20 protein-coding genes are annotated in these 25,883 nt (G+C 64.3%); 5 read left to right on the forward strand and 15 right to left on the reverse strand.

Annotation, left to right across the window (positions count from 1 at the left end):
- Positions 1-7 precede the first annotated feature (7 nt).
- Positions 8-910: a LysR family transcriptional regulator gene (locus I6L32_RS12810; RefSeq protein WP_041212603.1), complete on the forward strand. Its 903-nt coding sequence runs from the start codon at positions 8-10 to the stop codon at positions 908-910.
- A 63-nt stretch (positions 911-973) separates the two neighbouring features.
- Here I6L32_RS12810 and I6L32_RS12815 read toward each other — a convergent pair whose 3' ends face one another.
- Together I6L32_RS12815 and I6L32_RS12820 are read right to left on the reverse strand one after the other, a co-directional pair.
- On the reverse strand, positions 974-2,329 hold the full coding sequence (locus I6L32_RS12815; RefSeq protein ID WP_216943980.1) for a TAXI family TRAP transporter solute-binding subunit: 1,356 nt from the start codon (positions 2,327-2,329) through the stop codon (positions 974-976).
- A 148-nt stretch (positions 2,330-2,477) separates the two neighbouring features.
- Positions 2,478-3,617: a MalY/PatB family protein gene (locus I6L32_RS12820; protein ID WP_216943981.1), complete on the reverse strand. Its 1,140-nt coding sequence runs from the start codon at positions 3,615-3,617 to the stop codon at positions 2,478-2,480.
- 164 nt (positions 3,618-3,781) lie between these two features.
- Here I6L32_RS12820 and I6L32_RS12825 point away from each other — a divergent pair, with 164 nt between their 5' ends.
- Positions 3,782-4,954: an MFS transporter gene (locus I6L32_RS12825; RefSeq protein ID WP_069652864.1), complete on the forward strand. Its 1,173-nt coding sequence runs from the start codon at positions 3,782-3,784 to the stop codon at positions 4,952-4,954.
- A 71-nt stretch (positions 4,955-5,025) separates the two neighbouring features.
- On the opposite strand, the gene I6L32_RS12830 is transcribed toward I6L32_RS12825, so the two are convergent.
- Positions 5,026-5,910, reverse strand: coding sequence for a LysR family transcriptional regulator (locus I6L32_RS12830; protein ID WP_049637266.1), 885 nt, complete (start codon positions 5,908-5,910; stop codon positions 5,026-5,028).
- A gap of 89 nt (positions 5,911-5,999) precedes the next feature.
- The gene (locus I6L32_RS12835) at positions 6,000-6,755 is read right to left on the reverse strand and encodes a YciK family oxidoreductase (RefSeq protein ID WP_049637265.1); all 756 of its coding nucleotides are present in this window, start codon (positions 6,753-6,755) and stop codon (positions 6,000-6,002) included.
- Positions 6,756-6,979: 224 nt separating this feature from the next.
- On the opposite strand from I6L32_RS12835, the gene sohB reads away from it, so the two are divergent.
- On the forward strand, positions 6,980-7,987 hold the full coding sequence (gene sohB / locus I6L32_RS12840; RefSeq protein WP_216943982.1) for a protease SohB: 1,008 nt from the start codon (positions 6,980-6,982) through the stop codon (positions 7,985-7,987).
- Positions 7,988-8,150: 163 nt separating this feature from the next.
- Here sohB and astB read toward each other — a convergent pair whose 3' ends face one another.
- On the reverse strand, positions 8,151-9,488 hold the full coding sequence (astB, locus tag I6L32_RS12845) for an N-succinylarginine dihydrolase (protein WP_216943983.1): 1,338 nt from the start codon (positions 9,486-9,488) through the stop codon (positions 8,151-8,153).
- Between the two features lie 360 nt (positions 9,489-9,848).
- Here astB and topA point away from each other — a divergent pair, with 360 nt between their 5' ends.
- Together topA and I6L32_RS12855 are read left to right on the forward strand one after the other, a co-directional pair.
- Positions 9,849-12,470, forward strand: a complete 2,622-nt coding sequence (topA, locus tag I6L32_RS12850) for a type I DNA topoisomerase (RefSeq protein ID WP_039040523.1) — start codon at positions 9,849-9,851, stop codon at positions 12,468-12,470.
- A 115-nt stretch (positions 12,471-12,585) separates the two neighbouring features.
- The gene (locus I6L32_RS12855; RefSeq protein ID WP_164882955.1) at positions 12,586-12,756 is read left to right on the forward strand and encodes a hypothetical protein; all 171 of its coding nucleotides are present in this window, start codon (positions 12,586-12,588) and stop codon (positions 12,754-12,756) included.
- Between the two features lie 83 nt (positions 12,757-12,839).
- Here the strand turns inward: I6L32_RS12855 and I6L32_RS12860 are convergent, their stop codons facing one another.
- From I6L32_RS12860 to I6L32_RS12905, 10 genes are all read right to left on the reverse strand, one after another.
- A complete protein-coding gene (locus I6L32_RS12860) occupies positions 12,840-13,190 on the reverse strand; it encodes an MGMT family protein (RefSeq protein WP_039040524.1) in 351 nt (116 codons plus the stop codon).
- 66 nt (positions 13,191-13,256) lie between these two features.
- Complete coding sequence (locus I6L32_RS12865) at positions 13,257-14,810, reverse strand: PAS domain-containing methyl-accepting chemotaxis protein (RefSeq protein WP_216943984.1); 1,554 nt, start codon at positions 14,808-14,810, stop codon at positions 13,257-13,259.
- A 192-nt stretch (positions 14,811-15,002) separates the two neighbouring features.
- Positions 15,003-16,859, reverse strand: a complete 1,857-nt coding sequence (locus tag I6L32_RS12870; protein WP_216943985.1) for a beta-N-acetylhexosaminidase — start codon at positions 16,857-16,859, stop codon at positions 15,003-15,005.
- A gap of 68 nt (positions 16,860-16,927) precedes the next feature.
- Positions 16,928-17,800, reverse strand: coding sequence for a BadF/BadG/BcrA/BcrD ATPase family protein (locus I6L32_RS12875; RefSeq protein ID WP_069784479.1), 873 nt, complete (start codon positions 17,798-17,800; stop codon positions 16,928-16,930).
- Positions 17,801-17,904: 104 nt separating this feature from the next.
- Positions 17,905-19,632 (reverse strand): glycoside hydrolase family 9 protein, encoded by a 1,728-nt coding sequence (locus I6L32_RS12880; RefSeq protein ID WP_069784480.1) that lies wholly within the window; start codon positions 19,630-19,632, stop codon positions 17,905-17,907.
- A gap of 107 nt (positions 19,633-19,739) precedes the next feature.
- Positions 19,740-20,738, reverse strand: a complete 999-nt coding sequence (locus I6L32_RS12885; RefSeq protein WP_039040529.1) for an ABC transporter ATP-binding protein — start codon at positions 20,736-20,738, stop codon at positions 19,740-19,742.
- An 11-nt stretch (positions 20,739-20,749) separates the two neighbouring features.
- On the reverse strand, positions 20,750-21,772 hold the full coding sequence (locus I6L32_RS12890) for an ABC transporter ATP-binding protein (protein ID WP_042015838.1): 1,023 nt from the start codon (positions 21,770-21,772) through the stop codon (positions 20,750-20,752).
- Complete coding sequence (locus I6L32_RS12895) at positions 21,769-22,674, reverse strand: ABC transporter permease (RefSeq protein WP_010673904.1); 906 nt, start codon at positions 22,672-22,674, stop codon at positions 21,769-21,771. The genes I6L32_RS12890 and I6L32_RS12895 overlap by 4 nt, the downstream gene beginning before the upstream one ends.
- A gap of 1 nt (position 22,675) precedes the next feature.
- On the reverse strand, positions 22,676-23,659 hold the full coding sequence (locus I6L32_RS12900; RefSeq protein ID WP_010673905.1) for an ABC transporter permease: 984 nt from the start codon (positions 23,657-23,659) through the stop codon (positions 22,676-22,678).
- Between the two features lie 117 nt (positions 23,660-23,776).
- On the reverse strand, positions 23,777-25,459 hold the full coding sequence (locus I6L32_RS12905; RefSeq protein WP_010673906.1) for an ABC transporter substrate-binding protein: 1,683 nt from the start codon (positions 25,457-25,459) through the stop codon (positions 23,777-23,779).
- Positions 25,460-25,883: the final 424 nt, after the last annotated feature.

Consider the following 25,883-nt stretch of genomic DNA (forward strand, 5'->3'; position numbering starts at 1 on the left):
GAACCCCATGCTGGACATTCACTGGCTGCACACCTTCGTCACCCTGGCCCGGTTGCAGCACTTCGGCCAGACGGCCACCGAACTGCACATGACGCAACCCAATGTGAGCCTGCATCTCAAGAACCTGGAGCAGGCGACCCGGGTCAAGCTGGTGGAGCGCAGCCCGTTTCGCCTGACCCAGGCGGGGGAGCGGCTGCTGCAAAGCGCCGAGCGCGCCATCAACGAGTTGCAGCTCTGCCAGTCCGATCTCAATGCCCTGAGCCAGTTGAGCCAGGGGACGCTCGCCATCGCCGCCAGCGACATCATCTCGCGCCTGCTGCTCATCCAACCGTTCCAGCGCTTCAAGCAGGCCTTCCCCGGCATCGACCTCACCCTGTTCAACACCACCTCGGATCAGGCGGCGGATCTGGTGCGGGCGGGCAAGGCGGATCTGGGCTTCGTGATGGCACAAAAGCGCAGCGAGCCGCTCTTCTACACCGAGTTGCAGCAGGTGACCTGGTGTGCCCTGGGGCACGGCCTGGCCCGCTGGCAGGCGCGGGCCAGCTCGGGGGAGAGCGATCCTCTGGACGAGCCGACCCTGATCCTGCTGGGGCACGACACCCGGACCCGGGCATTGATCGACCCCTCCCTGCCCCTGCTCGGCCTGCCGAGCTGCCGCATCATGGAGGTGGGGAGCGTGGATGCCCAGCTCGACTGGGCCGAGGCGGGCTTTGGCGTCGCCATCGTGCCGGATTTCTCCCTGCACCCCAGGCTCAAGCTGACCGCCCCGGTGACCCGGCTCACCGATTTTCCCGGTACCAGCCTGGGGTACGTGGTGCGCCAGAACCAGGTGCTGTCGCGGGCCATCAAGCAGCTGCTGCACTGGGTGGAGGAGGAGATCCAGAATCCGGCGCTGCTGCTGGCGCCGTGACAGGCCAGGCGCCCGTTCCCCATAACAAAGAGGCCACCCCTGGGGTGGCCTCTTGGTTGGTGTTCATTGCCCGGCGGGGGCTGTGGTCTCCACCGCATGGCTGGGCGGGCTGGCCGGCATGGCCTGCGGTGATGGCGCCTCCAGCGGCGTTGCCGCCGAGGCGGGCGCCTCAGGCGGGCTCAGGGGATGGCCTGGCGCCAGGGTTGCGCTGCCCGGTGTGGGCGGCTCGGGCAGGGCCGGGGCCTGGTTGGTGGAGGCCGCCTCCGAACTGGTTGAGAGGGTCGCGGCGGCTGGCTGCTCCGGCAAGGTGTCGGACCCCTCCAGTGGCGCGGTGCCTTCCAGGGGGTCTGTCCCATCGGTCGGTGTGGCCGCGCTGCTCGCCGGGGGCAAGGTTGGCAGGGCACCCGAGGTCGCCACGGCACCGGATGCCGTGAGGGTGTCCGCCGGGAGGGTGGGCACGGCATCCAGCATGCCGGGATGGAGCAGGGCGATGCTGCCCGCCTGCATGCCTTCCCAGGTGAGGGTGGTCAGTGCCGGATGCAGCCGGGTGAACTGCTTGAGCCGCTCGTTCAGCACGTCCCGCAGGGTGCGCACCTCGCTCTCGGGCAGACTGGCCAGCGCCACCAGTTCGGCGGTGACGGCGAAGGTATTGACGCCGCTTGTCTGCCCCGGATAGAGGTTGGCGCCGATGCGGCTGCGATCGTAGTAGGGGTGCTGCTTGAGCAGCTTGTCCACCTGTTCCCCCTCGATGGGAATGAGGCGGGCCTGACAGCGGCCGGTGAGATCGCCGATGGCCTGATTGGGGTGACCGGCGACCACGAAGGCGGCATCCAGGGTGCCGTCACAGAGCCCCTCCAGCCGGTTGCCCGGGGAGATCACAGGCGGGCGGCTGAAATCGGCGACCCGCCACCCCATGGCATCGAGCAGGGCCCGGCTGGTGACTCTGTCCCCGGAGTTGGGGGCGCCGACATCGACCCGCTTGCCCTTGATGTCGGCCAGGGTGGTGATGTTGCTGGTGGCGCTGGCAATCAGGGTCAGGGACTCCTTGTGGAGCCGCAACAGGCTGCGCAGCTGATCGTCCGGGGCCTGGCCCGCGAAGGGGCCGGTGCCGTGCACCGCATGGTAGAGCACATCCGACTGCATCAGGGCGAGCTGTACCTCCCCCTTGGCGAGGGCCGCCAGATTGGCGATGGAGCCCGAGGTACTCTGCACCGTGCAGTGCAGGCCGTGGCGGGCACTCTCCTCGTTGAGCAGGCGGCAGATGGCGCCCCCTGTGGGGTAGTAGACGCCGTTGAGGGCTCCCGTACCGATGGTGACATAGGCGGGGGAGGCGAAGAGGGAGGGCGCCAGCACGGCCGCAAGCCAGGGCAGGGCGGTACGTGACAGACGCAACAGGGCAGAGAAGGCGAATGGGCGCATAGTGGACCGAAACCGTGGCTGAACATGAGGAGGAGGCGGGCTCATCCGGTGATGAGCCTCATCTTATCCGTATCAGACGGGAAGCTGAACGGATTTTACCGCTTTTGCGCACACCGGGCGGCCTGGGGCCGCCGCCCGGGACGGTTCGCTAGCGGGTCTGGAGAATGGCTTTCTCCATGCGGGCCAGGGCCTCGGTGAGACGGGCCCGGGTGCAGCCAAAGTTGAGCCGCACGAACTGGCCGTTGCCGAACTGGGCACCGGGGGAGAGACCCACGCCCGCCTGTTCGAAGAAGGCGACGGGATCGTCCAGGCCCAGGGCGCTCATGTCGATCCAGGCGAGGTAGGTGGCCTGGTTGCGGGCCAGCTTGACGCCGGGCCAGCGGGCCACGGCCTGCTCGATCAGGGCCAGGTTGCCGGCCAGGTAGTCGAGCTGTTCATTCAGCCACTGCTCGCCCCCCTCATAGGCCGCCTCGGCCGCCACGAACCCCAGCAGATTGACGTCGGCGCTGATGCCGCGCATCGCCTGTTGCAGCTTGAGCCGCAGGCGGGCATTGGGGATCACGGCGAAGGAGCAGCACAGCCCCGCGATGTTGAAGGTCTTGCTCGGCGCCATCATGACGGCGGAGCGTTCGGCCGCCTCCGGGCTCAGGGCACCATAGGGGATGTGGCGGGCATCTTTGTCCAGCAGCAGGTCGCAGTGGATTTCGTCGGAGCAGATCACCAGGTTGTGGCGCTCGGCGATGGCGTCGATGGCCAGCAGCTCTTCCTGGGTGAAGACGGTGCCACCCGGGTTGTGGGGGTTGCACAGCAGCAGCAGATCCGCCGAGGGGGCCTGACGCTCAAGCTCTTCGAGATCCAGCACCCAGCGGCCTTCTTCCTCCACCACGGGGACGGTGAGCAGGGGGCGGTCATTGAAGCCCGGTGCCTGCAGGAAGGGGTAGTAGACCGGCTTGGGGGTGATGATGCCGCGCCCGTGCTGGCTCCAGGCCTTGCAGGCGAGATTGAGGCCCGGCACCACCCCGGGCAGGAAGACGAGCCATTCGGGCTGGATGGTCCAGCCATAGCGGCTGGCCAGACGCGATACGATCAGTTCGATGAGCCGGGGAGAGGGGCGCGAATAGCCGAAGATGCCGTGGGCGACCCGTTTGGTGAGGGCCTCCAGTACGGCGGGGGGAGAGACGAAGTCGGTGTCTGCGACCCACATGGGCAGGACATCCTGACCCTTGTATTTGTCCCATTTCAGGCTCATGGTACCGCTGCGATCTATTTCCCGGTCAAAATCAAACATGTTAAATCCTTGTACTGGCGCTGGATGGGCTTCCAATGTACGGACTTGGACGCCCCCCCGCAACCCTTGAGGTGGCTGTTGATAATGACATAAAATAGCCGCCGCCATACGCCAAGCCCGCCCGCATCTGGCTCCTTTTTTTCTTCCATGTCAATGGTATCTCTATGAGTTTGCTGTCTGTTGCCCGCAAGAGGCCGGATCCCGTCTCTCTCTCGTTTCTCGCCGTGACCTTCATGACCGGGGTGGCGGTGGCGCTGCAGGTGCCGACCTTGAGCCTGTTTCTGGCCGAGGAGGTGCAGGTGCGCCCCTTCCTGGTGGGGCTCTTCTACACGGTGAACGCGGTGATCGGCATCCTCATCAGCCAGTGGCTCGGCCACCGCTCCGACAACAAGGGGGATCGCAAGCAGCTGATCCTGCGCTGCTGCTTTGCCGGCATCGTGCTCTCCCTGCTGTTTGCCTGGAACCGGCAGTACTGGTTGCTGGTGAGCCTGGGGGTGCTGCTGGCGAGCCTGACCGCCACCGCCAGCCCGCAGCTGTTCGCCCTGGCGCGGGAATACGCCGACAGCCGCAACAAACAGGCCGACATGTTCAGCTCGGTGCTGCGGGCCCAGTTCTCCCTGGCCTGGGTGATAGGGCCGCCCATCGCCTTCGCGCTCGCCATCGGCTACGGCTTCAAGGTGATGTATCTGGCCTCGGCGCTGGCCTATGTCATCTGCGCCTTTGTGGTGTGGCGCTGGCTTCCCTCCCTGCCGCTGCCGGTGATGGACAGCGAGGTGGAGCGGGTGAGCAGCTGGCGGGACCCGTCGGTGCGGGCGCTCTTCATCGCCTCCACCCTGATGTGGACCTGCAACAGCATGTACCTCATCAACATGCCCCTCTACATCACCCGCGAGCTGGGGCTGGAGGAGAAGCTGGCCGGTTTGCTGATGGGCACGGCGGCGGCCCTGGAGATCCCCTTCATGCTGCTGGCGGGCTACTACACCCGGCGCTTCGGCAAGCGGCCCATGATGCTGCTGGCGGTGCTGGCCGGGGTCGGTTTCTATGGCGGTCTCGTGACCCTGTCTAGCCAGCATGCCCTCATTGCGCTGCAACTGCTCAATGCCATCTTCATCGGCATCGTGGCCGGCATCGGCATGTCCTATTTCCAGGACTTGATGCCGGGGCGCGCCGGAGTGGCGACCACGCTCTTTTCCAACAGCATCCGCACCGGCTCCATCATGGCGGGGGCCATCGCGGGGACGGTGGCGGAGCTCTGGAGCTTCCACGGGGTCTTCATGGTGGCGGCGGCCCTGGCGCTGATGGCGCTGGCCGCCTGCTGGCGGGTCCCCAACGTATAGGGGATGCAAAGGGGAGCCGATGCCCGGAGGTGCCGGCACCTGTGCCCCGGTCGTGCGGGGAAGAAGCGGCCTTACCTGGGGTTGTCTCCCTGGTATTCGATGCGCAGGCAGCGCAGCAGCAGCTCGGCCGCCGGTCCCAGCGCCTCCACCGAGGGGGTGAGCAGGTAGGTGTAGAGATAGCGCTCGCTGCCGCCGGTGAGATCGAGCTGCACCAGCGAGCCCTCGGCGAGCTCCTCCTGCACCAGGTGGCGGGGCACCCAGGCGTAACCCATGCCAAGGCGCACCATGTTGAGCACCTCATGATAGTGGGTCGCCTTCCAGCCGGTGTCGTCCGCATCGTTCCAGTCCACCGAGCGGTGGATGGGGGGATGCAGGCTTATCTGGTTGTGGCTGGCCAGCACCTCGGCGGTGATGGGCTCTCCCTGCTCCGCAAGAGGGTGGCCCGCTGCGCACAGAGGAAGCAGACAGACTTCGTCCAGCGGCAGGCCGGTGCGATCCTGGGGCAGGTGCTCGGAGAGCATCAGATCTCCTGCCTGCAGCGCATTGAAGTGGCAGTGGATCCGCTCATGCAGGTTGATGCGGCAACCGCGGCTGCGGGGATAGAAGTGGGCCAGCGCCCGGTAGAGGCGCTCCCGCGGCTGCACCACGGACACATAGAGGTTGATCTGCGGCTCCCACTGCCGCTCCAGGTTGTTGGCCAGGTTCTCCAGCTCTTCCACCTGCTGGCTGAGCTGGCGCGCCCGCTTGAGGAAGATCTCCCCCGCCGGCGTCAGCACCGCCTTGCGTCCCCGCACCTCCAGCAGGGCCACCCCCAGACTCTGTTGCAGCTTGGCAACCGCATGATTGAGGGAGGATTGGCTCTTGTTCAGCGCCTCGGCAGCCTGGGCATAACCGCCGCAGTCCACCACTGCCTGAAAGATCCGCCATTGCTCAAACGTGCTCTTGGGACGAAACATAGTGCAACCTGTCTGGGGCCGATGGGATTCAACAGGGCGCGCCTTGGCACCCCCTCTTCACTGTAATCCCATCTGGTTGATTTGTTGATTTATTTGGGCTGGGCCACGAAGGTCTTGCCGCTCTGGCCCTGACTGTCACGCCCCATCAGGTAGAGATAGAGGGGCATCAGATCGGCCGGGGTCTTGAGGGTTTGCGGATCTTCCGCCGGGAAGGCGCTGGCTCGCATCCTGGTGCGGGTGCCGCCCGGGTTCAGGGTGTTGACCCGCACCCTGGTGTTCTCCAGCTCGTCCGCCAGCACCTCCATCATCCCCTCGATGGCGAACTTGGAAATGGCATAGGTGCCCCAGTAGGCGCGCCCTTTGCGGCCCACGCTGGAGGAGGTGTAGACGATGGAGGCCTCGCCGCGCTCCTTGGCGGTCTGGCGAATGAGGGGCAGCAGCGCCTGGGTCAGCAGGAATTCGGATTTGACGTTGACCTGCATCACCTCGTCCCACTCCTGCTCCTGAATGTGTTCGAACGGCGACAGGGTGCCGAGCAGCCCGGCGTTGAACAGCACGCCGTCGAGGCGGCCGAACTGCTGGGCGAAGGTCTCCGCCATGCCGCGGTAGTGGGCGGCAGTAGCTCCTTTCAAGTCCACCGGCACGATGGCGGGCAGGGGGTGACCGGCCGCTTCAATCTGGTCGTAGACCGCCTCCAGCTTGGCACTGGTACGCCCGAGCAGGATCACGGTGGCACCGTGGGCCGCATAGGTGAGGGCCGCTTCGCGGCCGATGCCGTCACCGGCACCCGTCACCAGAATGACCTTGTCCTTGAGCAGATCACGGGGGGCCTGATAGTCGAGCATGTGGACTCCTGTTAACAATGCCTGGCGGCTTGGCGCAACGAATCGAGTGGGCAAGTGTACTGATCCGGCCCGGCAGTTGACCAGTATGAGACGGCAAAAATGTGAATAAAACAGGGCGATAGCGTCGATCCCTCCGCCCTTGGCACGGGAGATGGCAGAGTTTTTGCGCGAGGGGGGCAAACTCCTTACTATGTGAAAAAACCGGACATTGAGCGGAGCATCAAGTGGCATTTTTGACCGAATACGGCCTGTTTCTGGCCAAGACCCTCACCTTCCTGCTGGCCATCGGCGCCGTCATCCTGATGGTGGTGAGCAGCCGCCAGCCCAAATCCCGCAAGGGGGAGCTGGTGGTGACCGATCTCTCCGGCGAGCTGGAGCAGGGGCGCCATCAACTGCAGGCAGCCCTGGCGGGCAAGGCCGAGCGCAAGCAGATGGAGAAGACCCGCAAGGCCGAGCACAAGGCCAAAGCCAAGGGGGAGGATGAGCGCAGCCGGCTGTTCGTCATCGACTTCAACGGCAGCATGGATGCCAAGGAAGTGGCCTCCCTGCGGGAAGAGGTGAGTGCCGTGATAGGCGTGGCCCGGCCCGGGGACGAGGTGCTGCTGCGCCTCGAATCCGGCGGCGGTGTGGTGCATGGCTACGGCCTGGCCGCCTCCCAGTTGCAGCGGCTGCGGGACAAGGACATCACGCTGACCGTGGCCATCGACAAGGTGGCGGCGAGCGGTGGCTACATGATGGCCTGCGTCGCGGACAAGATCCTGGCGGCGCCGTTCGCCATCGTCGGATCCATTGGTGTCATTGCCCAGATGCCGAACTTCAACAAGCTGCTCAAGAAGCACGACATCGAATTCGAGATGCACACCGCAGGCCAGTACAAGCGCACCATCACCATGTTCGGCGAGAACGACGATCTGGGGCGGGAGAAGTTTCGCGAGGAGCTGGGGGCCATCCACGAACAGTTCAAGGCCTTCGTGGCCGAGCACAGACCCGGTCTCGACATCGACAAGGTGACCACCGGCGAGCATTGGCTTGCGAGCCAGGCCAAGCAGCTCGGTCTGGTGGATGCGCTTTGCACCAGCGATGACTACCTGCTGGCCCAGGCCAGCCATCACAAGGTGGTCGGCATCCGCTACAGCAAACCCAGGAGCCTGACCCAGAAGCTTGGCAAGCAGGCGGCACTGGGGCTGGAGGCCGGCCTTGGTCGGCTGTGGCAACAAAGCCCCTGGCGCTGAGGCGTCTTGTTGAAGAAAAAAGAGAGCCGGGCATTGCCCGGCTTTTTGATGGCTTTGTTGCGGTTTGGCACCTGTCTACGAGCTGTCGCGAGAGGTCGTCAGCAAGGCAAAGAGCAGTGCAGGAGTCTTGAACGCGACCTGGCAGTCAGATCGTGACAGATCCTCAGCACTGGAAGGGGTAGACGGAGCCGAGTTTCAGGATCTGGGTCAGCTCGTCCAGAGCGGTGCGGGTCTCCAGCACCAGGGAGGGGTCGCGCAGATCGTCCAGCGCCAGGCTGTCGCGATAGTGCTTCTCGACCCACTGATCCAGGCGGGCAAACTGGCTGTCGGTGATGAGGCAGGCCGGGTTGACCGCGGCGAGCTCGGTGTCGTTCATGGCGACCCGCAGGCGCAGGCAGGCGGGGCCGCCGCCGTTTCTCATGCTCTGCTTCACGTCCATGTAGTGGACGTCCTTGATGGGGGTGCCCAGGGTCACCAGCCTGGCCAGATAGGCGGACACCGCCGGGTTGTCGCGGCATTCGGTGGGGGCGATGATCGCCATCTCGCCGGATGGCAGGGTGAGGATCTGGGTGTTGAACAGGTAGGACTTCACCGCATCCTGCACCGACACCTCTGCAGTCGGCACCTCGATGAAGTGCAGTTCCCCGTCGCCGAACTTGGTACGCACCTCGGCCAGCGCCGCCTCGGTATGGAGGAACGCCTGCTGGTGGAAGAAGAGCACGTTCTGGTTGCCCACCGCGATGACATCGTTGTGGAACACCCCCTGATCGATCACGTCCGGGTTCTGCTGGATGAAGACCGCACTCTCATCCCCCAGGCCATGCAGGCGGGCGATGGCCTGGCTCGCTTCCAGGGTCTGGCGGGCCGGATAGCGTTTGGGGGCGGGCTGGGAGACGTCGAAGGCGCTGCGGCCATAGACGAACAGCTCGACCCCCGCTTCGCCATAGGCGCGGCACAGCCGGGTGTGGTTGGCGGCGCCTTCGTCACCGAAGTGGTCGTTCTCCGGCAGATGCTGGTGGTGATAGAAGTGGCGATCGTTGTTGAACACGGCCCGCAGGATGCGCCCGGTCACCTCGGGCTCCAGGGAGCGGTGGAACTTGTTGGTCAGGTTGGCGGGGGTGAAGTGGATGCGGCCATCCTGGGTGTCGGCGCTCGGGGAGACGGTGGCGGCGTTGGCAGTCCACATGCTGGAGGCGGAGTAGCAGGCGGCCAGCACGGCGGGGGCCTGTCTGGCGGCCTGGGCCAGGACGCTGGCATCGTTGCCGGTGAAGCCCAGGCGGCGCAGGGTCGCGAGATCCGGCCTCTCCTGGGGGGCCAGCACGCCCTGCACCATGCCGAGGTCGGTCAGCGCCTTCATCTTGCGCAGCCCCTGCTTGGCCGCTTCCTTGGGGTTGGAGGCCTCTTTGGCGTTGCTCTGGGAGGCGACGTTGCCATAGGAGAGGCCGGCATAGTTGTGGGTGGGGCCGACCAGGCCGTCGAAGTTGACCTCGAAGTGCTTCATGATCACATCCTTTCGATTTTTATATGGGGAGCGGTTCCTTCCGCGCACAAAGCTGCGGTGTGCGGCCATTATAAAGAGATTTCATCCTTTGTAACAAGCTGATAACCAGAATGGGTTTTTATGTCACAAGGGTGGCTGGATATGTCATTTCCAATCTAAAAAAGGGGGGGATATAGCATAAAAACAAAAAAGCGGTTGCTTCCCGCGCCCCGGCTTCGCATTAATAAATAAAGAAGCAGTGCGGTTCGGGCTGTCGGGCAAATTGACCCGCAAGATTGCTTTTTCCCGTCAAATCTCTTATACAGCCCCACAAAACCGCACGCCAACCCCGTCGGGTGCAATGAGGATAATAGTTACAGCATGGGCAAATCACTGGTCATCGTGGAGTCTCCGGCCAAGGCCAAGACCATCAACAAATATTTGGGCAAGGACTACGTGGTGAAATCCAGCGTAGGCCACGTGCGCGATCTGCCGACCAGCGGCAGCGCCAGCACCGAGCCCAAAAAACCTGTCATTCGCGGCATCAAGCTCAGCGAATCCGAGAAGGCGGCCAAGGATCGCAACGCCCTGTTCTCAAGGATGGGCATCAACCCGACCGCAGGCTGGCAGGCCAACTACCAGATTTTGCCCGGCAAGGAAAAAGTGGTCAGCGAGTTGCAAAGTCTGGCCGCCAAGGCCGACACCATCTATCTCGCAACCGACTTGGATAGAGAGGGGGAAGCGATCGCCTGGCACCTGCGCGAGATCATCGGTGGCGACGACAGCCGCTACAAGCGCGTGGTGTTCAACGAGATCACCAAGAGCGCCATCCAGGAGGCGTTCGCCCAGCCGTCCGAGTTGAACATTCATCGCGTCAACGCCCAGCAGGCCCGTCGTTTCCTCGACCGGGTGGTGGGCTACATGGTCTCCCCGCTCTTGTGGAAGAAGCTGGCCCGCGGCCTCTCCGCCGGTCGGGTGCAATCCGTCGCGGTGCGCCTCATCGTCGACAAGGAGCGGGAGATCAAGGCGTTCGTGCCGGTGGAGTTCTGGGATCTCAACGCCGACCTGCTCACCGCCGAGAAGAGCGAGCTGCGCATGGAGGTGGTCAGCCGCAATGGTGCCGACTTCAAGCCGGTGACCCAGGCCGAGACCTTCGCCGCCGTGGCGGCCCTGGAAGGGGTCGACTACAAGGTGGTCAACCGGGAAGACAAGCCGACCGGCTCCAAGCCCTCCGCTCCCTTCATCACGTCCACCCTGCAGCAGGCCGCTTCTACTCGTCTGAGCTTCGGGGTCAAGAAGACCATGATGATGGCCCAGCGTCTCTATGAAGCGGGTTACATCACCTATATGCGTACCGACTCCACCAACCTCAGCAAAGAGGCGGTGGACGCGGTGCGGGAATACATCGGCGAGCAGTATGGTGCCGCCTACCTGCCGAGCGATCCGAACCTCTACGGCGCCAAGGCCAATGCCCAGGAGGCCCACGAGGCGATCCGCCCCTCCAGCGTCCAGGTGACTGCCGAAATGCTGGAAGGGATGGAGCCCGATGCCATGCGGCTCTATGACCTCATCTGGCGCCAGTTTGTCGCCTGCCAGATGACCCCGGCCCAGTACGACTCCTCCACCCTGACCGTCAAGGCAGGGGAGTTCGAGCTCAAGGCGCGCGGTCGCACCCTGCGCTTCGCCGGCTGGACCAAGGCCCTGCCGCCCATGGGCCGCAAGGGTGAAGACAGCCAGCTGCCGGCGGTGACCGTCGGCGAGGTGCTGAAACTGGTCAAGCTGGATCCGCGCCAGCACTTCACCAAGCCGCCCGCCCGCTTCACCGAAGCGGCCCTGGTGCGCGAGCTGGAAAAGCGCGGCATCGGCCGTCCATCCACTTACGCCTCCATCATCTCCACCATCGTCGACCGTGGGTATGTGCGGGTCGAGAGCCGCCGCTTCTTCGCCGAGAAGATGGGGGAGATCGTCACCGACCGCCTGGTGGAAAACTTCGTCGAGCTGATGAACTACGAGTTCACCGCCAAGATGGAAGACAAGCTCGACGGCATCGCCGAGGGGAGCCTGGAGTGGAAGAAGGTGCTCGACGCCTTCTACGCCGAGTTCACCCAGGAGCTGGAGCAGGCCGACAAGCCCCATGAAGAGGGAGGCATGCGTGCCAACCAGATGGTGTTGACCGATATCGACTGCCCGGATTGTGGCCGCAAGATGGGTATCCGTACCGCCACCACCGGCGTCTTCCTCGGCTGCTCCGGCTATGCCCTGCCGCCCAAGGAGCGCTGCAAGAAGACCATCAACCTGGTCAGTGCGGACGAGTTCGTCTCCGCCACCGACGGGGACGAGGCGGAAACCGATGCGCTGCGTGCCAAGCATCGCTGCGGGATCTGCGGCACCGCCATGGACGCCTACATCATCGACGACAGCCGCAAGCTGCACGTCTGCGGTCGCAACCCGGATTGCGATGGTTACGAGGTGGAGCAGGGGCAGTTCAAGCTCAAGGGCTACGAAGGGCCGAGCATCGAGTGCGATCGCTGCGGCTCCGAGATGCAGCTCAAGAACGGCCGCTTCGGCAAATACATGGGTTGCACCAACGAGAGCTGCAAGAACACCCGCAAGATCCTGAAAAATGGCGACATTGCACCGCCGAAAGAGGATCCGGTACCCCTGCCCGAGCTGAAATGCACCCAGTCCGACGCCCACTTCGTGCTGCGGGATGGCGCCGCCGGCCTCTTCCTGGCCGCCAGCAACTTCCCCAAATCCCGCGAGACCCGTGCGCCCCTGGTGGAGGAGCTCAAGCGCTTCCGCGATCGCCTCTCTCCCAAGCACCAGTACCTGGCGGACGCCCCGGCGTCAGATCCTGACGGAAACGCCTCCGTGGTGCGCTTCAGCCGCAAGACCAAGGAGCAGTACGTGATGACCGAGGTCAACGGCAAGGCGACCGGCTGGACAGCCCATTACGACAACGGAAAATGGCAGGAGAGCCTGCCCAAGGCGAAGAAAGCCTGATGGCGACGCCGCTCACCGCATGATGAAAGAGGCCCCTTGCGAGGGGCTTCTTTGTTGGTGGATGGCGATATACTGGAATGGCTGCATGGATGGCAGCGCAAGACAGGGAGTTGTCATGGAGATACATGAAATACGGCCGGGCATGACCTGCCTGACCCGTGAAGGGACGGCCTATGTGCTGGAGGTGGACAGACAGAGTCTGCTGGTGCTCTTGCAACGGGAGGATGAGACCATCCCGGTACAGGTGCGCAGCGATGACATTCTGGGACCCATTGCCGGCGACTAGGGAAGAGAACGTGACGGAGGGCGATCACAGAGGCCCTCCCTTTGTTGCAAGAGCCCCCATCCCTTCGGGGCGTGCCAGCCTCGTCAGAAGGGAACCAGAAAGAGCAGCTCGGCCAGGTCGGGCTGCCACTGCCACTCCCGCATCCTGACCCGCCCGCCAATCACGGGCACCCCCTCCTCCTGCAGCAGCCCCGCTTGCTTGTCAAAGCCTGCGGATCCTTTTGGCAGCGAAATGGTGCCTGCCGCCCCCAGCACCCGGTGCCAGGGCAGCACCTTGTCGGTTTCCCGCAACACCTTGCCCACCAGTCGTGCTCGTCCGGGCAGGCCCGCGAGATCCGCCACCTGGCCGTAGCTCACCACGCGGCCGGGGGGGATCAGGGCCAGGATCGCCTCGATGCGGGCCGTCTTGTCCAGGGGGGGCGCGTTCGTTCTCATGATGATGGCTCGTCAAAAACAGCAGAAGCGCCATTGTGGCGCTTCTGTCATGGGGCTTGCAATCTGTCAGCCGAAGGTCTGGCTCAGTCCCCTGAGCTCGCAGGCCCGCCTGAGCAGCTCCTGGCTGGAGTCGTCCACCGCCTGGATCTTCTGGCTGTTGGCGCGGGAGTATTCGGAGATCTGGTGGATGTTGCGGCTGATCTCCTCCACCACCACCTGCTGCTGCTCCGCAGCGGCGGCGATCTGGGTGGAGAATTCGGTCACCTGATCGATTTCACCCAGCACCAGGTGCAGGTTGCCTGATCCCTGGCGGGTCATCTCGACGCATTCCCGGGTCTGGGCCAGGTTGTCCTGCATCATGCCCTGCCAGCGCTCCAGGGTGTGCTGGATTTGGCTGATGCTGCCCTGAATCTGCTCGGTCGCCTTGTGGGTACGGGTCGACAGGGTGCGCACCTCGTCCGCCACCACCGCAAAGCCGCGCCCTTGCTCGCCAGCACGGGCGGCCTCGATGGCGGCGTTGAGGGCCAGCAGGTTGGTCTGCTCGGCGATGCCCTGGATTTCACCCATCACGCTGCCAATGCGCTCCGACTCGCTGGCGAGCTCCACCGCAGAGTGGAAGGCCTGCTCCGCCTGGCTGGCCAGCCTGGTCATCTGCTGCTGGGTCTGATCCAGCTGTTCCACCGTGCTCTGGCAACTGCTGCGTGCCTCGGTCACCTGGCCGTTGGTGTCCTGGATATTGCGGGCAATCTCGTGGGCGGTGCTGGCCATCTGGGTCATGGCGGCCGCCATCTGCTGGGTCTGGGCATCCTGCTCGTTGATGTCGAGGAAGGCGCGGTGTGAGGAGTCCTGCAGATCGGTTGCCAGGGCCTGAAGCGGATGAGTGGCATCGTCGACCCGCCCCAGCACGGTGCGGATTCGGGCCTGCAGCATCTTCAGGTGAAAATCGGCGATGGCACCCGGGGCATCCCCCGAATAGACCAGCCGGGTCAGGCTGTCATATTGCTGACCGAGCTGCCTGAGATAGCGGGGCAGGGCGATGAGTTCGCGCCAGTAGGCGCCCGCAATGGCGAGGGGGGGAAGCAGCATCAGCAGCGCGGTGAGGGGGCCCTGGATGAGGGCGGCCCAGACCAGCAGCGCCAGCAGCGGCAGGCCGAGCATCAGCGGCCTGAAACGGCGCAGCGAGGGGCGGGCCGGGGTGCCCCGTTGCTCGGCCTGAAGCAGGACCCGATAGGCCTGGGCGGCTGCCTGCTTGAGCTGGGGGTCGGGCTTGCAGCGCACCGACTGGTAGCCGCTTATCTTGCCGTGCTCGTAGATGGGGGTGACGTAGGCGTCGACCCAGTAATAGCGGCCATCCTTGCAGCGGTTTTTCACCACTCCCCGCCAGGGGTTGCCCTCCTTGAGGCGATCCCAGAGGTCGGCGAAGGCGGCCTTGGGCATGTCGGGGTGGCGAACCAGGTTGTGGTTGTGGCCGACCAGTTCATCGACCTGATAACCGGCGATGCGGCAGAAGGCGGGGTTGGCGTAGGTAATGACGCCGCGCAGATCCGTGGTGGAGACGAGTTGCACGTCGGCGGGAAATTCCACTTCACTGTCCACGACCTGGGCGTGTTTGCGGGCCATAAGGGTAAGCTCCGATCTGTTTGCTGATTGTTATTGTGGCGGAACCGCAGGGAGGTGCATCCCCTGTCTGGTTTCATCGGGGGCCTTATTTTGCCAACAAAGGCAGATGAAAAGTAGGGGCTAGGTTGGGTTTTTGTTGTTGATGGGTAAAAAAACGGCGACCAAAAGGTCGCCGAAAAGAAAAAGATAACACTACCTCTGTGGCACCCGGTAACGCACTTGCAACTGGTCGAGGATGTGCAGCTGGCCGGGTAGACGGGCGACGAAGTGCTCCCACACCTTGCGGGCGGGAGTGCTCCAGGCCACCTCTGCCGTGGCCAGCATGCGCGGGAACAACATGTAGTCGAGACGATCGCGAGAGGTGATCAGTTCCGACCACAAGGGGCTCAGCACCCCCAGGATGTTATCGTTGGCATGGAAATCGGTCGGGGCAGGATCGCATGCATGCACCTGCGCCAGGTTGAGGGTACCCGCCCAGTAGAGTCCCGGCTCGTGGATGTCCTGACTCCAGGCGAGATCCAGATAGAGGTGCTGGGCAGGCGCCATCACCACGGGGTAACCGGATGCGGCGGCATCCAGGCCGGCCTGGAAGCTGGTCCAGGCGAAGACGGTGGCCTCCCGGCTCACCTTGTCACCGTGCAGTATCTCTTCCCACCCCAGCATCTGCTTGCCCTTGCTGGCCAGGTATTGCTGGCAGTGGCGCAGCAGGTGCCCCTGCAGCTCGCGGCAATCCTGATACCCCTGCTCGGCCATCAGCTGCTGGCAGGCGGGACTGTCGGTCCAGACGCCGGTGGGCACTTCGTCCCCCCCCATGTGAACCTGACTCCCTGGGAAGAGATCGCACACCTCGTCCATCACGGCGTCCAGGAACCGGTAGGTGCCGGGCAGGGCCGGGTTGAGCACGTTGTCGTCGAAATATTGCACCGAGAGGTAGCGGGAGCGGTCTGCCTCTTCCACCAGCAGCTCGGGCAGCGCCTTGATGGCGGCGTGACAGTGCCCCGGGATGTCTATTTCCGGAATGATGGTGATGCCAAGCCCGGCGGCGTAGGCGACCAGCTCGCGCACCTCGCTCTGGGTGTAGTAGCCGCCGTAGGGATCGGGGCCGCCGCTCAGCTGAGGCCCCACCGCCAGGCCATGGCCGCGCCAGGCACCCACGGCGGTCAGCTGGGGGAAGGCCTTGATCTCAAGGCGCCACCCCTCGTCATCGGTCAGGTGCCAGTGGAAGCGGTTGAACTTGTAGAGGCTCATCTGCTTGAGCAGGCGCTTGAGGGTGGCGAGGGAGTGGAAGTGGCGGGCACAGTCGAGGAAGATGCCGCGAAAACCGAAGCGCGGTGCATCCCGCACCGTCAGGCAGGGCAGGCTCTCTCCGTGTTGCAGCGCCCACTGGGCCAGGCTCACCAGTCCGTGTCGCCAGCCCGCCTCGCCGGCGGCCCGGATGATGATCTCCTCAGGGGTGATGGTGAGCTCATACCCCTCGGGGGGAAGTGTCGCCTCGACGAGGTGGATCTCCGCATCGTGATCCTGGGTCAGGGCCAGGCCTGTCAGCTCGTTGAAATGGGCGAGCAGTGAGGCGAGGGGAACGGGGCCGTCGACGTGGGCCCGCTCGGCCAGCCGGAAGTTGCCTTCTGTATAAATCAGGTGGGCGGGCTGGGGCACGAGGCCGTTGACGGCCTCCACCTGTGGCAGGTCGGGGCCCGGGGAGGGCGGGTTGGTCAGGCCAAGGTCTTCCCCCTCCAGCACCAGGGGTTGCAGCTGTCCCTTGCTCTCCAGGCTCAGGAAGAAACCCTTGGGCATATCGGAGTCATGCTTGAGCGGGGTGTTGCGACAGCAGAAGCGCAGCTCGCTCACCCCCTCGTGGGGCACCATGACCTTGTAACTGCCGCTCTGGCGCTCCAGAGCGCCCCCTTCGATCGAGTGGGGATCGATCTGGCGGGCGAGGCAGAAGTGGAGTTTCCAGGGAGTGGCCGGGAGTTGGCTCAGGGTGAAGCGAAACCAGATATCGTCACCGTCACGGTGATCGACCCGGGTGTGGATCAGGGGTGCGGACATGGGAATTCCTCTGATGGGGTGAAGGAAACGGGAACCTGTCCCGCAGGTGTTGTCGGCCCGACCAAGCATCAGGGATGCAGACATGGCAGCGCCTCCGTCCTGGCAAACAGGATGGCCCCCTCCAGCGCGTCGCGCTTGGGGGTGACCAGATGGAAGTGGCCCAGACGGGGGGCGAGGCGCGTGCCAATGCCGCCCAGCAGGGCGATCCGGTCTGCCCCGAGCTGGGTCATGCCCTCCAGCAGCATGCCGAGCTGGGCACAGGTCTCATCCAGCAGGGCGGTGGCGAGCTCGTCCCCGTCGCTCGCGGCATCGAAGACCCAGGGGGCGAAGCGGCCATAGTCGGCCGGGATGGCGCGGGCGGCCCAGCGCACCACCTCGGCCTGATCCCGCTTGAAGTGATCCATCAGGCGCACCGCCAGGGTGCTGGGGGGCAGGATGCCGTCGTGGCAGAGCAGGGACTGCTGGATGGCGCGCAGCCCGAGCCAGGCGCCGCTGCCGAGATCCGAGACGGGGAAGCCGCGACCCGAGCAGGTGCGAAGGCGTCCCTCCCGGTAGATGAGTCCCGCCGAGCCGGTGCCCGCGATCAGGATGGCCCCCTCCTGGCCGTCGAAGGCGCCGAGGCAGGCACCAAAGGCATCGGAGGTGAGCTTCACCCGCGTAAACGGGAAGGGCATGGTCAGCATGGCGTGGTAGCAGTCGGCGAGCTCGGCGGAGGCGAGTGCGAGCCCGACTCCCATCCGCTGTACGCTCTCTCTGGGCAGACCCGCTTCGATGCGGGCCTGATCGATGGCAGCCAGCACATGGCCGTGGGCGAGGGCGATGCCCAGCTCCAGATTGGAGCCGGCGGCGCGCCCCTCGCCGAGCAGCTTGCCTGCGTTGTTGCGAATGCGGGCCCGGGTGTGGGTGCCGCCGCCATCCACCCCGACCCAGAACTCAATCATGGGGGCCTCCCTGCGCGCTTTGCCAGGTGATGGCCAGGGTAAACCTGGCTGGCGGTATGGAGGATCCAGGGCTCTCCCCGGTGCCAGTGATGTGTGAACCGCTCTCAATCATGGTGGCCTCCTTGTGCGCTCTGCCAGGTGATGGCCAGGGCGAACCAGGCGGCGTGCGGGATCCATTGCTCCCCCCAGCGCCAGTTCTGATCCAGTCGATCCTTGTACGCCTCTGGAATAAAGGCCACGTCATTTTCGTCATCGAAGCCGGCGGTGATGCCGTTGCAGATCCCCCCCTGTGCATTGGGGTAGCCGGCGGTGTATTCCGGGTTGTTGATGCCCTGACCCGCCAGCATGCAGGCGTTGAAGGGGTTTCTCCCCAGGATCCAGTCGAGCTGCTGCTGGCCGAAGGTGCGCAGCAGTGCGCTCTGCCCGGGCAGGTGCTGTGCGGCAGCAAACGCCATGGTGGCGAGCGATGCCAGCCGGGCGTTCTCCCCCTGCCACCAGTAACCGGATTCGTTGTGGTGGGGCATGAAAAAGCTCACCCGGGGTGCCTCATCGACCCCTTTCACATACTGGCGGGCGAGAGCGAAGGGATTGCCTGCCCGGGCCGCGAGGGCCAGCTCGGCCGCCAGGGCCTGCTCGGCGACGGTCCTGGCCGCCCACTGGCGCGCCGGATCCGGCTCGATGGCGAGATACTCCAGCAGCGCCAGCACCGGCAGGCCCGCTTCGGCGGCGTGGTAGTAGGGGCGAGAGCCATCGTCGTTGGCGGCCCAATGGTGGCCGAGATCGGGGTGGGCGCGCTGGCGGGCGCACAGCCGGCCGGCCCGATCCCGCGCCTCGGCGAGCCACTCGGCGCCCAGCGTTCTGGTGAGCTCGACCGCCGCCAGCAGGGCGCAATAGTCGTCGATGATGTTCTCGACCCCGTCATCCAGGTAGGCGAGGTTGTGCTCGCGCAGGTGCAGGTAGCCGCGTCTGGCCGCGTCGGCGTACTGGCTTGTGTCAAGGTCGCCGCCAATCGGTTCCCGGGCGGCGCGGGCCAGGGCGGCGATGGCCATGCCACCCCCCTGGCGAAAGCCCGCCTGCCAGTGGGCGGACTTGATCCCCTGCTGGGTCGAATAGGCGCACAGCTCCCGCTGCTCGGGATCCTTGCTCCACTTGTCGAACAGGGTCATGTAGAAAAAGCCGCTCTCGTCCTGCATCCGGCAGAGAAAATCTGCCCCGTGCAGCCCCTCGTCATTGAGCCGTTTGCACAGGTTCATCCCGTCGATGTCGCGACGTGTCGCCAGGAGTTCCCTGCACTTGAGCAGGGACCAGACCACCATGGGGGTCTGCTGGGGATTGAGGTAGTTGGCGTAGGATAGGTGACTCAGGTACTTGCTCATGTCGCCGCTGGCGTCGAACCAGCCGCCATGTACGTCCCGGCGCTGATCGGTGCCAAAGAGGCGTGCCCTGCGGTCCGCCCGGTCGAAGGTGCCGCTGGCGCGTTGTCCCTTGAAGTAGTGGATGACATCGGAGAGGCAGCGGCGTGCCAGCAGCCCCCGGCCGATGGCAAAGGGGGTGGAGCGCACCAGGCGCTCCTGCGCTCCCGTAGTCACGACGGCCTCCAGTCGGTAGTGGCCGGGCTCGGTGAAGGCGGAGAAATCGGCCCGCCAGTAGTGGCGCCCCTGCCAGCCGGGGACACTTCCCGCCGCCACCAGCGGCGTCTCCAGCAGGAGGTGGTCGTCTTCCTGGCGCAGCAACCTGACGTGGCCGCGGATATCGAGGTCGGCGCCGCACTGCAGCAGGGCTCTCTTCTCCCCGTCACATTCGTAACCCACCTGGTTGATCAAAAGTTCCATCAAGGTCTTACTCCGAAGGCTCGCCCCTGGCGGGCGAGGCTCATTGCGGGGCCTTGCGGCCCCGACGCGAGGCATGGCCGGGCGACGGTGCCCGGCCGCGGGCCTGCTTACCCCTGTTCGTGGAGGTAGCAGCGCACGAAGTGGTTGTCGGCGAGCCGGGTCACCGGGGGCAGGCTCTCCTTGCAGCGGGGCATGGCCTGATGGCAGCGCCCGGCAAAGGGGCAGCCACGGGATTCCGGGGTCCAGAGCGGGATCTCCCCCTTGCGGCCTCCCTCCAGCTCGGCGTGGATGCTCTTCTCGGGATCCGGCACCGCCGAGATGAGCAACTGGGTGTAGGGGTGCTGGGGGTGGTGCAGGATCTCGTCCACCTCTCCCCACTCCACCATGTGACCCACGTACATCACCGCCAGATCTTCCGCCACGTAGCGGGCGGTGGCGATGTCGTGGGTGATGTAGAGCATGGAGACGCCGAGCTCGTTCTTCATCTGCTCCATCAGGTTGAGGATGCCGATGCGAATGGAGACGTCGAGCATGGAGGTGGGTTCGTCCGCCAGCACCACTTCCGCCTCCACCGCCAGGTTGCGGGCGATGTTGACCCGCTGGCGCTGGCCGCCGGAGAGCTGGTGCGGGTACTTGGCCGCGGTCGCCTTGGCGGGAGTCAGTCCCACCTTTTCAAGGAGGCCATAGACCATGTCGGGCAGATCCCGCTTGTCGCTCACCTTGCTGTGCAGCAGCAGGGGGCGGGCGATGTGGTGGTAAATGGTGTGGGTCGGATTCAGTGAACCGAACGGATCCTGCCACACCATCTGTACGCTCTGGCGATAGTCCAGCAGGGCGGTGCCCTTGTTGAACTCCTCGAGGTCGCGGCCACGGTAGAGGATGCGGCCGTTGGAGAGCTTGTACATCTTGGCGATGATCTTGGCGATGGTGCTCTTGCCGGAGCCGGATTCCCCCACCACTGCCAGGGCGCGGCCCCGGTGCAGGTTGAAGGTGATGTCGGACAGCGCCCGCATCTTGCCGCTCTTGATGGCGTTGGAGTTGACGGCGAAGTCCTTGTAGAGGTGCTGGACCTCGATGATGGGCGCGTCGGTTTGGGCGATTTGCATGACAGACATCCTTAACAGCCAGCGGCCTTGTCCAGATGGATCGGAAGATCCGGTTGTTCCTCTGCTGCCTCATGAAGGTGACAGGCAGCCTGTTGGCCGGGCCGGATCTCGGCCAGCCGGGTGTATTCCTGGCGGCAGCGCTCGTGCACCTTGGCGCAGCGTGCCTGGAAGCGGCAGCCCACCGGCACCTCCAGCAGATTGAGTGGGCTGCCAGGGATCCCCTCCAGCACGGTCTTGGGCCCGTGCAGGGGGGGGAAGGAGTTGCCAAGGCCCCGGGTGTAGGGGTGCAGAGGCGCGGTCAGGATCGCCTTGGCCGGCGCCACCTCCACCAGCTCTCCCGCGTACATGATGCCGATGCGATCGCAGAACTCGACCATGAGCGAGAGGTCATGGGTGATGAAGAGGATGGAGAAGTTGAACTTCTCTTTCAGGGCATAGACCTTCTGCAGGATCTCCCGCTGCACCACCACATCGAGCGCCGTGGTGGGTTCGTCCATGATGAGCAGCTCGGGGTTGAGGGCCATGGCGATGGCGATCACCAGCCGCTGGCGCATGCCGCCGGAGAACTGGTGCGGGTAGTCCTTGAGCCGGCTCGGGTGGATGTCGACGATCTCCAGCAGCTCCTGGGCGCGCTTGATCGCTTCATAGCGGGTCATGCCGGGGTTGTGGGCCAAGAGCACGTCGCAGAACTGCTCCTCCATGCGCAGCACGGGGTTGAGCGCATTCATGGCGGACTGGAACACCACGCTTGCCTGGCGCCAGCGGTAGCTGCGCAACCGCTCGTCATCGAAGCCGAGGATGTTCTCTCCCTTGAACAGGATCTCGCCGCCGCTGATGTAGGCGGGCGGTTTGTGCAGGCGCGCCACCGAGAAGGCGACCGTGGACTTGCCGCAGCCGGACTCGCCGGCGAGGCCGAACACCTCACCCGGCATGATGTCAAAACTGACCGAATTGACGGCGCGCACGTCGCCGCTCTCGGTGATGTAGTCGACGCAGAGCTGGCGCACCGACAGCAGGGGTTGTTGCGGCTTCATGCTGTCTTCTCCTGAGCAGTGATGGGAGTGGCAAGCTGCTTCCAGCGGCGCAGGCCCTTGTGGGAACGAAGCTGCGGGTTGGCGATTTCGTCGATGGCGAAGTTGAGCATGGCGAGGCCCGCCCCCAGGGTGGCGATGGCGAAGCAGGGGGCCAGGATCTCCCACCAGGCGCCCACCAGGATGGCGCTCGAGGTCTGGGCGTTGTAGAGCATGATGCCCCAGCTCACCACGGTCGGATCGCCAAGGCCCAGGAACTCCAGGGTCGCCTCGGTGACGATGGCGTAGATGATGGACCCGATGAAGCTCACCCCGATGATGGAGATGAGGTTCGGCAGTATCTCCACCAGGATGATGCGCCAGGCCGGTTCACCCAGCACCTCGGCGGCGATGACGAACTCCTTCTCCCGCAGGGCCAGGGTCTGGGCGCGGATGACCCGGGCGCCATAGGCCCAGGAGGTCAACCCTATGATAAGGGCGATCACCATGGGGGAGGCCTCTCCGATGAAGCTTGCCAGCACCAGCAACAAGGGGAGGTTCGGGATCACCAACACCACGTTCATCAAGAAGGTGAGGCACTCGTCCACCACGCCGCCGAAGTAGCCGGCGGTGATGCCCACCGTGATGGCCAGGGCGCACACCAGCAGGCCTGCCCCGAAGCCCACCATCAGGGAGATGCGGGCGCCGTTGGTGAACTGGGCCCAGAGATCGTGGCCCATGCGGTTGGAACCCATTACCAGCTCCACGCTGGGGGGCTGGTGGGGGCGGGCGACCCGCTTGGTGGGTTCGTTGCTGGCGAGCAGCGGGGCGAACAGGGCCATCAGCACGAAGGTGACCACGATGGCGAGGCCGAAGGCGGCCTTCTTGTTGCCCAGCAGGATTTTCAAGATAGTCGGCATACGCATCTTATTTGCCTCCTGTACGCAGACGGGGATCCAGGAAGACGTAGAGCACGTCCGCCAGGAAATTGAAGCTGAGCATGGTGATGGTCATGATGAGCAGTTGCCCCTGGATGAGGGGGTAGTCACGGGCCAGGATGCCCTGATAGAGGGTCAGTCCCAGGCCGGGGTAGTTGAAGATCACCTCGGTGATGAGGGATCCGCCGATGACGAAACCGAGCGCCATGGAGAGGGCGGTGACGCTGGGCAGCACGGCGTTGCGGGCGCCGTAGTTGAAGATCACCCGGTTGCTGGAGAGCCCCTTGGCCTTGGCCATGGTGATGTAGTCCTCGCCCAGGAGGTTGATCATGTTGTTGCGCATGGTGATGAGAAAGCCCCCTACCTGCACCGCGGCCAGGGTGCCCACCGGCATGATGGCGTGCAGCAGGATGCTCTTGATGTGTTCCCAGCCAAAATCGGCGGGGATCTCGGGGCTGTAGGCGTAGCCGATGGGCAGCCAGCCGAGGCTCACGCCGAACAGGAAGAGGGCGAGCAGGGAGACCACCACGGGGGGGATGGCCTGCATCACCAGGGTGAGCGGGGAGAGGATGCTGTCCATGCGTCCGCCCCGGTACCAGGCGGCGAAGATGCCGACGATGGAGCCGATGGAGAAGCTCAGAATGGTGGAGGTGCCCACCAGGAACAGGGTCCAGCCGATGGCGCGGCCGAGGACGTCGGCAACCGGTTGGGGGTAGTAGCGCACCGAGGTGCCGAGATCCCAGGTGAAGACGCTCTTCACATAGGTGAGAAACTGGGTGCCGATGGGGCCGTCCACGAAACCGAAGGTGGCTTTGAGGGCTTCCAGCGCGGCGGGTTCCATCATGGCGCCGGCCCGGGCAAACATGACGGAGACGGGGTCCCCCGGCATGGCTCTGGGTAGCAGGAAGTTGATGGTGGCGGCCACCAGGAAGGCGACCAGATAGAAGGAGAAGCGTCTAAGTATAAATCCCATGGTGATACCTTTTACTGCAAGCCTGCCCCGCGCCGGGCAAAGCCCCCCCAACCCCGGCAGGTGCGGGGGATGGAAGACATGGCGGGGAAGAGGGCCCCCCGCAGGGGGCCGGGGTGATTAGCTGTTTGGCTTGAGTGACAGCACGTGCAGCAGACGCTCCGGAGTGTCCGGGTGAACCTGCGGCTTGGCGACCGGGTTGTCGGCACTGAACCAGCCGTTGAAACGCTTGGTGCTGTATTCGTACCAGGTCGGGTTGTTGAACACCGGGATGATGGTCTGGTTGGCCCCGACACGCTCCTGGATGGCGAACATGATCTCCTTCTGCTTGGCCGCATCGGCGGTCTGGGTGAAGTCGTCGATCAGCTTGTCGAGCTCGGGATCCTTGTAGCGGGGCGCCGCGAAGCGGTTGCCGCGCTCACCCATGTTGCGGGAGTGGAAGGCGGTCTCGAAGTACTTGTGCGGGTTGGCACCGGCAAAGTAACCCTGCAGGGCGACGTCGAAGTCACCGGTGATCAGGGACTCGGTCCAGACGGTGGCTTCCGGGGTGGCGGTCTTGGCGTTCAGGCCCAGGGCCTGCAGGCCTTCGACCCCGATCTGGACGGTGTTGACCCAGTCGGTCCAGCCGTTCGGTACCAGCACCTTGAACTCGATCTTTTTGCAGCTCGGGGTGTCGAGGAACTTGTCGCCGTCACAGTCCTTGTAGCCCGCCTGTTTCAGCAGGGCCTTGGCCCCTTCCAGGTCGAACTTGTTGTACTTGCCGTACTTCTTCTCGACGTCCGGGTTGTCCCAGGAGGCGAATGCCTTGCCAAGTCCTGACGGGTACTCGTTGACGGTGGGGTAGCCGTAGCCTGCGATGTCCACCATGGACTGGCGGTCCATGGCCATGGAGAAGGCACGGCGGAAGTTGATGTCGTTGAAGGCTTCGTGGTTGCCCGGGTTCTTGCTCTGGAAGTTGACGTTGAACGCCACTGTGCCGGAGGCGGGGAACCAGTACTTGTTGTTCTTGGGATCGTTGCCGACGTAGAGGCGCTCGATGTCCGGTACGAAGGAGCCGAACCAGTCCACGTCACCCTTCATCACGGCGGCCAGTACCTGGTCGTTGGTGGCCATCTGCGGCATGCGCAGGCAGTCGATGGAGAGGCTGGCGTTGTCCCAGTAGTGCGGGTTGCGGCACTGGGTGTAGAGCTGGGCGGAGAAGTTGTCCACTTCGGTGAAGGGACCGGTCCCGACCGGCTTGTCGTTGGTGAAGGCCACCGGGTCTTTCACCGACTTCCACTGGTGCTCCGGCACGATGGGCACCAGCACCAGGTCGTTCACCACGTTGGTGTTGATCTCGGCCAGGTCGAATTTGACCTTGTGGTCACCCAGCTTCTCGACACCCTTGATCTGGGTCCAGATGGAGCGCTCGTCCAGCGCCTTGTTGGCCTTGACCAGGTTGAAGGAGAAGAGGATGTCGTCGGCGGTGAAGGCTTCACCATCGGACCACTTGACCCCTTCGCGCAGGTCGAAGGTGACGGATTTCAGATCATCGCTGAAGGCGTAGTGGGTGGCCAGACGATAGACGGGTTTGCCACCCTGCATATCGTTGAAGATCACCAGCGGCTCATAGATGAAGTGACGGGTGGTGTGGAGCAGACCCGCTTGCAGGAAGGGGTTGAAGTTCTTGACCCATGCGGTTTCCTGCTGGGCAACCAGGGTCAGCACCGTCTTGTTGTCGGCGGCCATGGCTGTGCCGGTGGCACCGGCAAGCAGAGTTCCCAGCATGACTGAGGTTGCGATTTTGGATACTTTGGCAAGCATATTTTTTCCTTTCTTATTGGTCTTCCATGGTTTTGGAATGGAGCACCGACATCGCATGCTTGGATACCGGCCCTCGCTGTTGGTCAGGTTTTGCACCCTTGTAGTTGTGTCGTCCAACGCCCTTAGAAAAGCAGAATTAACAGGAAAACAACAACTCTTCATTTCGTCGATATCGTAAAAATTGCACGGCGCACGTCATTATCGTCAAAATGTATTTTTAATCCTTTTAAATTATACAGTTGCATTAATTCTCACAAAGTAAAAAGTCACCTTGCCACTCCCTGTGACAACGATAATGTGAGCTGGATCGTGCTCGTTTTTTCCCCGTTGACACGGCTTATTTTTGCGCAGGAAACAAGCGGCTCATGTGGCAGGAGAGAAGTGTGCGCTGGTTCACGGGCGCGTGCGAAAAGAGCAAGGGGAG

It is taken from the genome of Aeromonas sp. FDAARGOS 1402 (assembly GCF_019046925.1).
Lineage (GTDB): Bacteria > Pseudomonadota > Gammaproteobacteria > Enterobacterales > Aeromonadaceae > Aeromonas > Aeromonas caviae.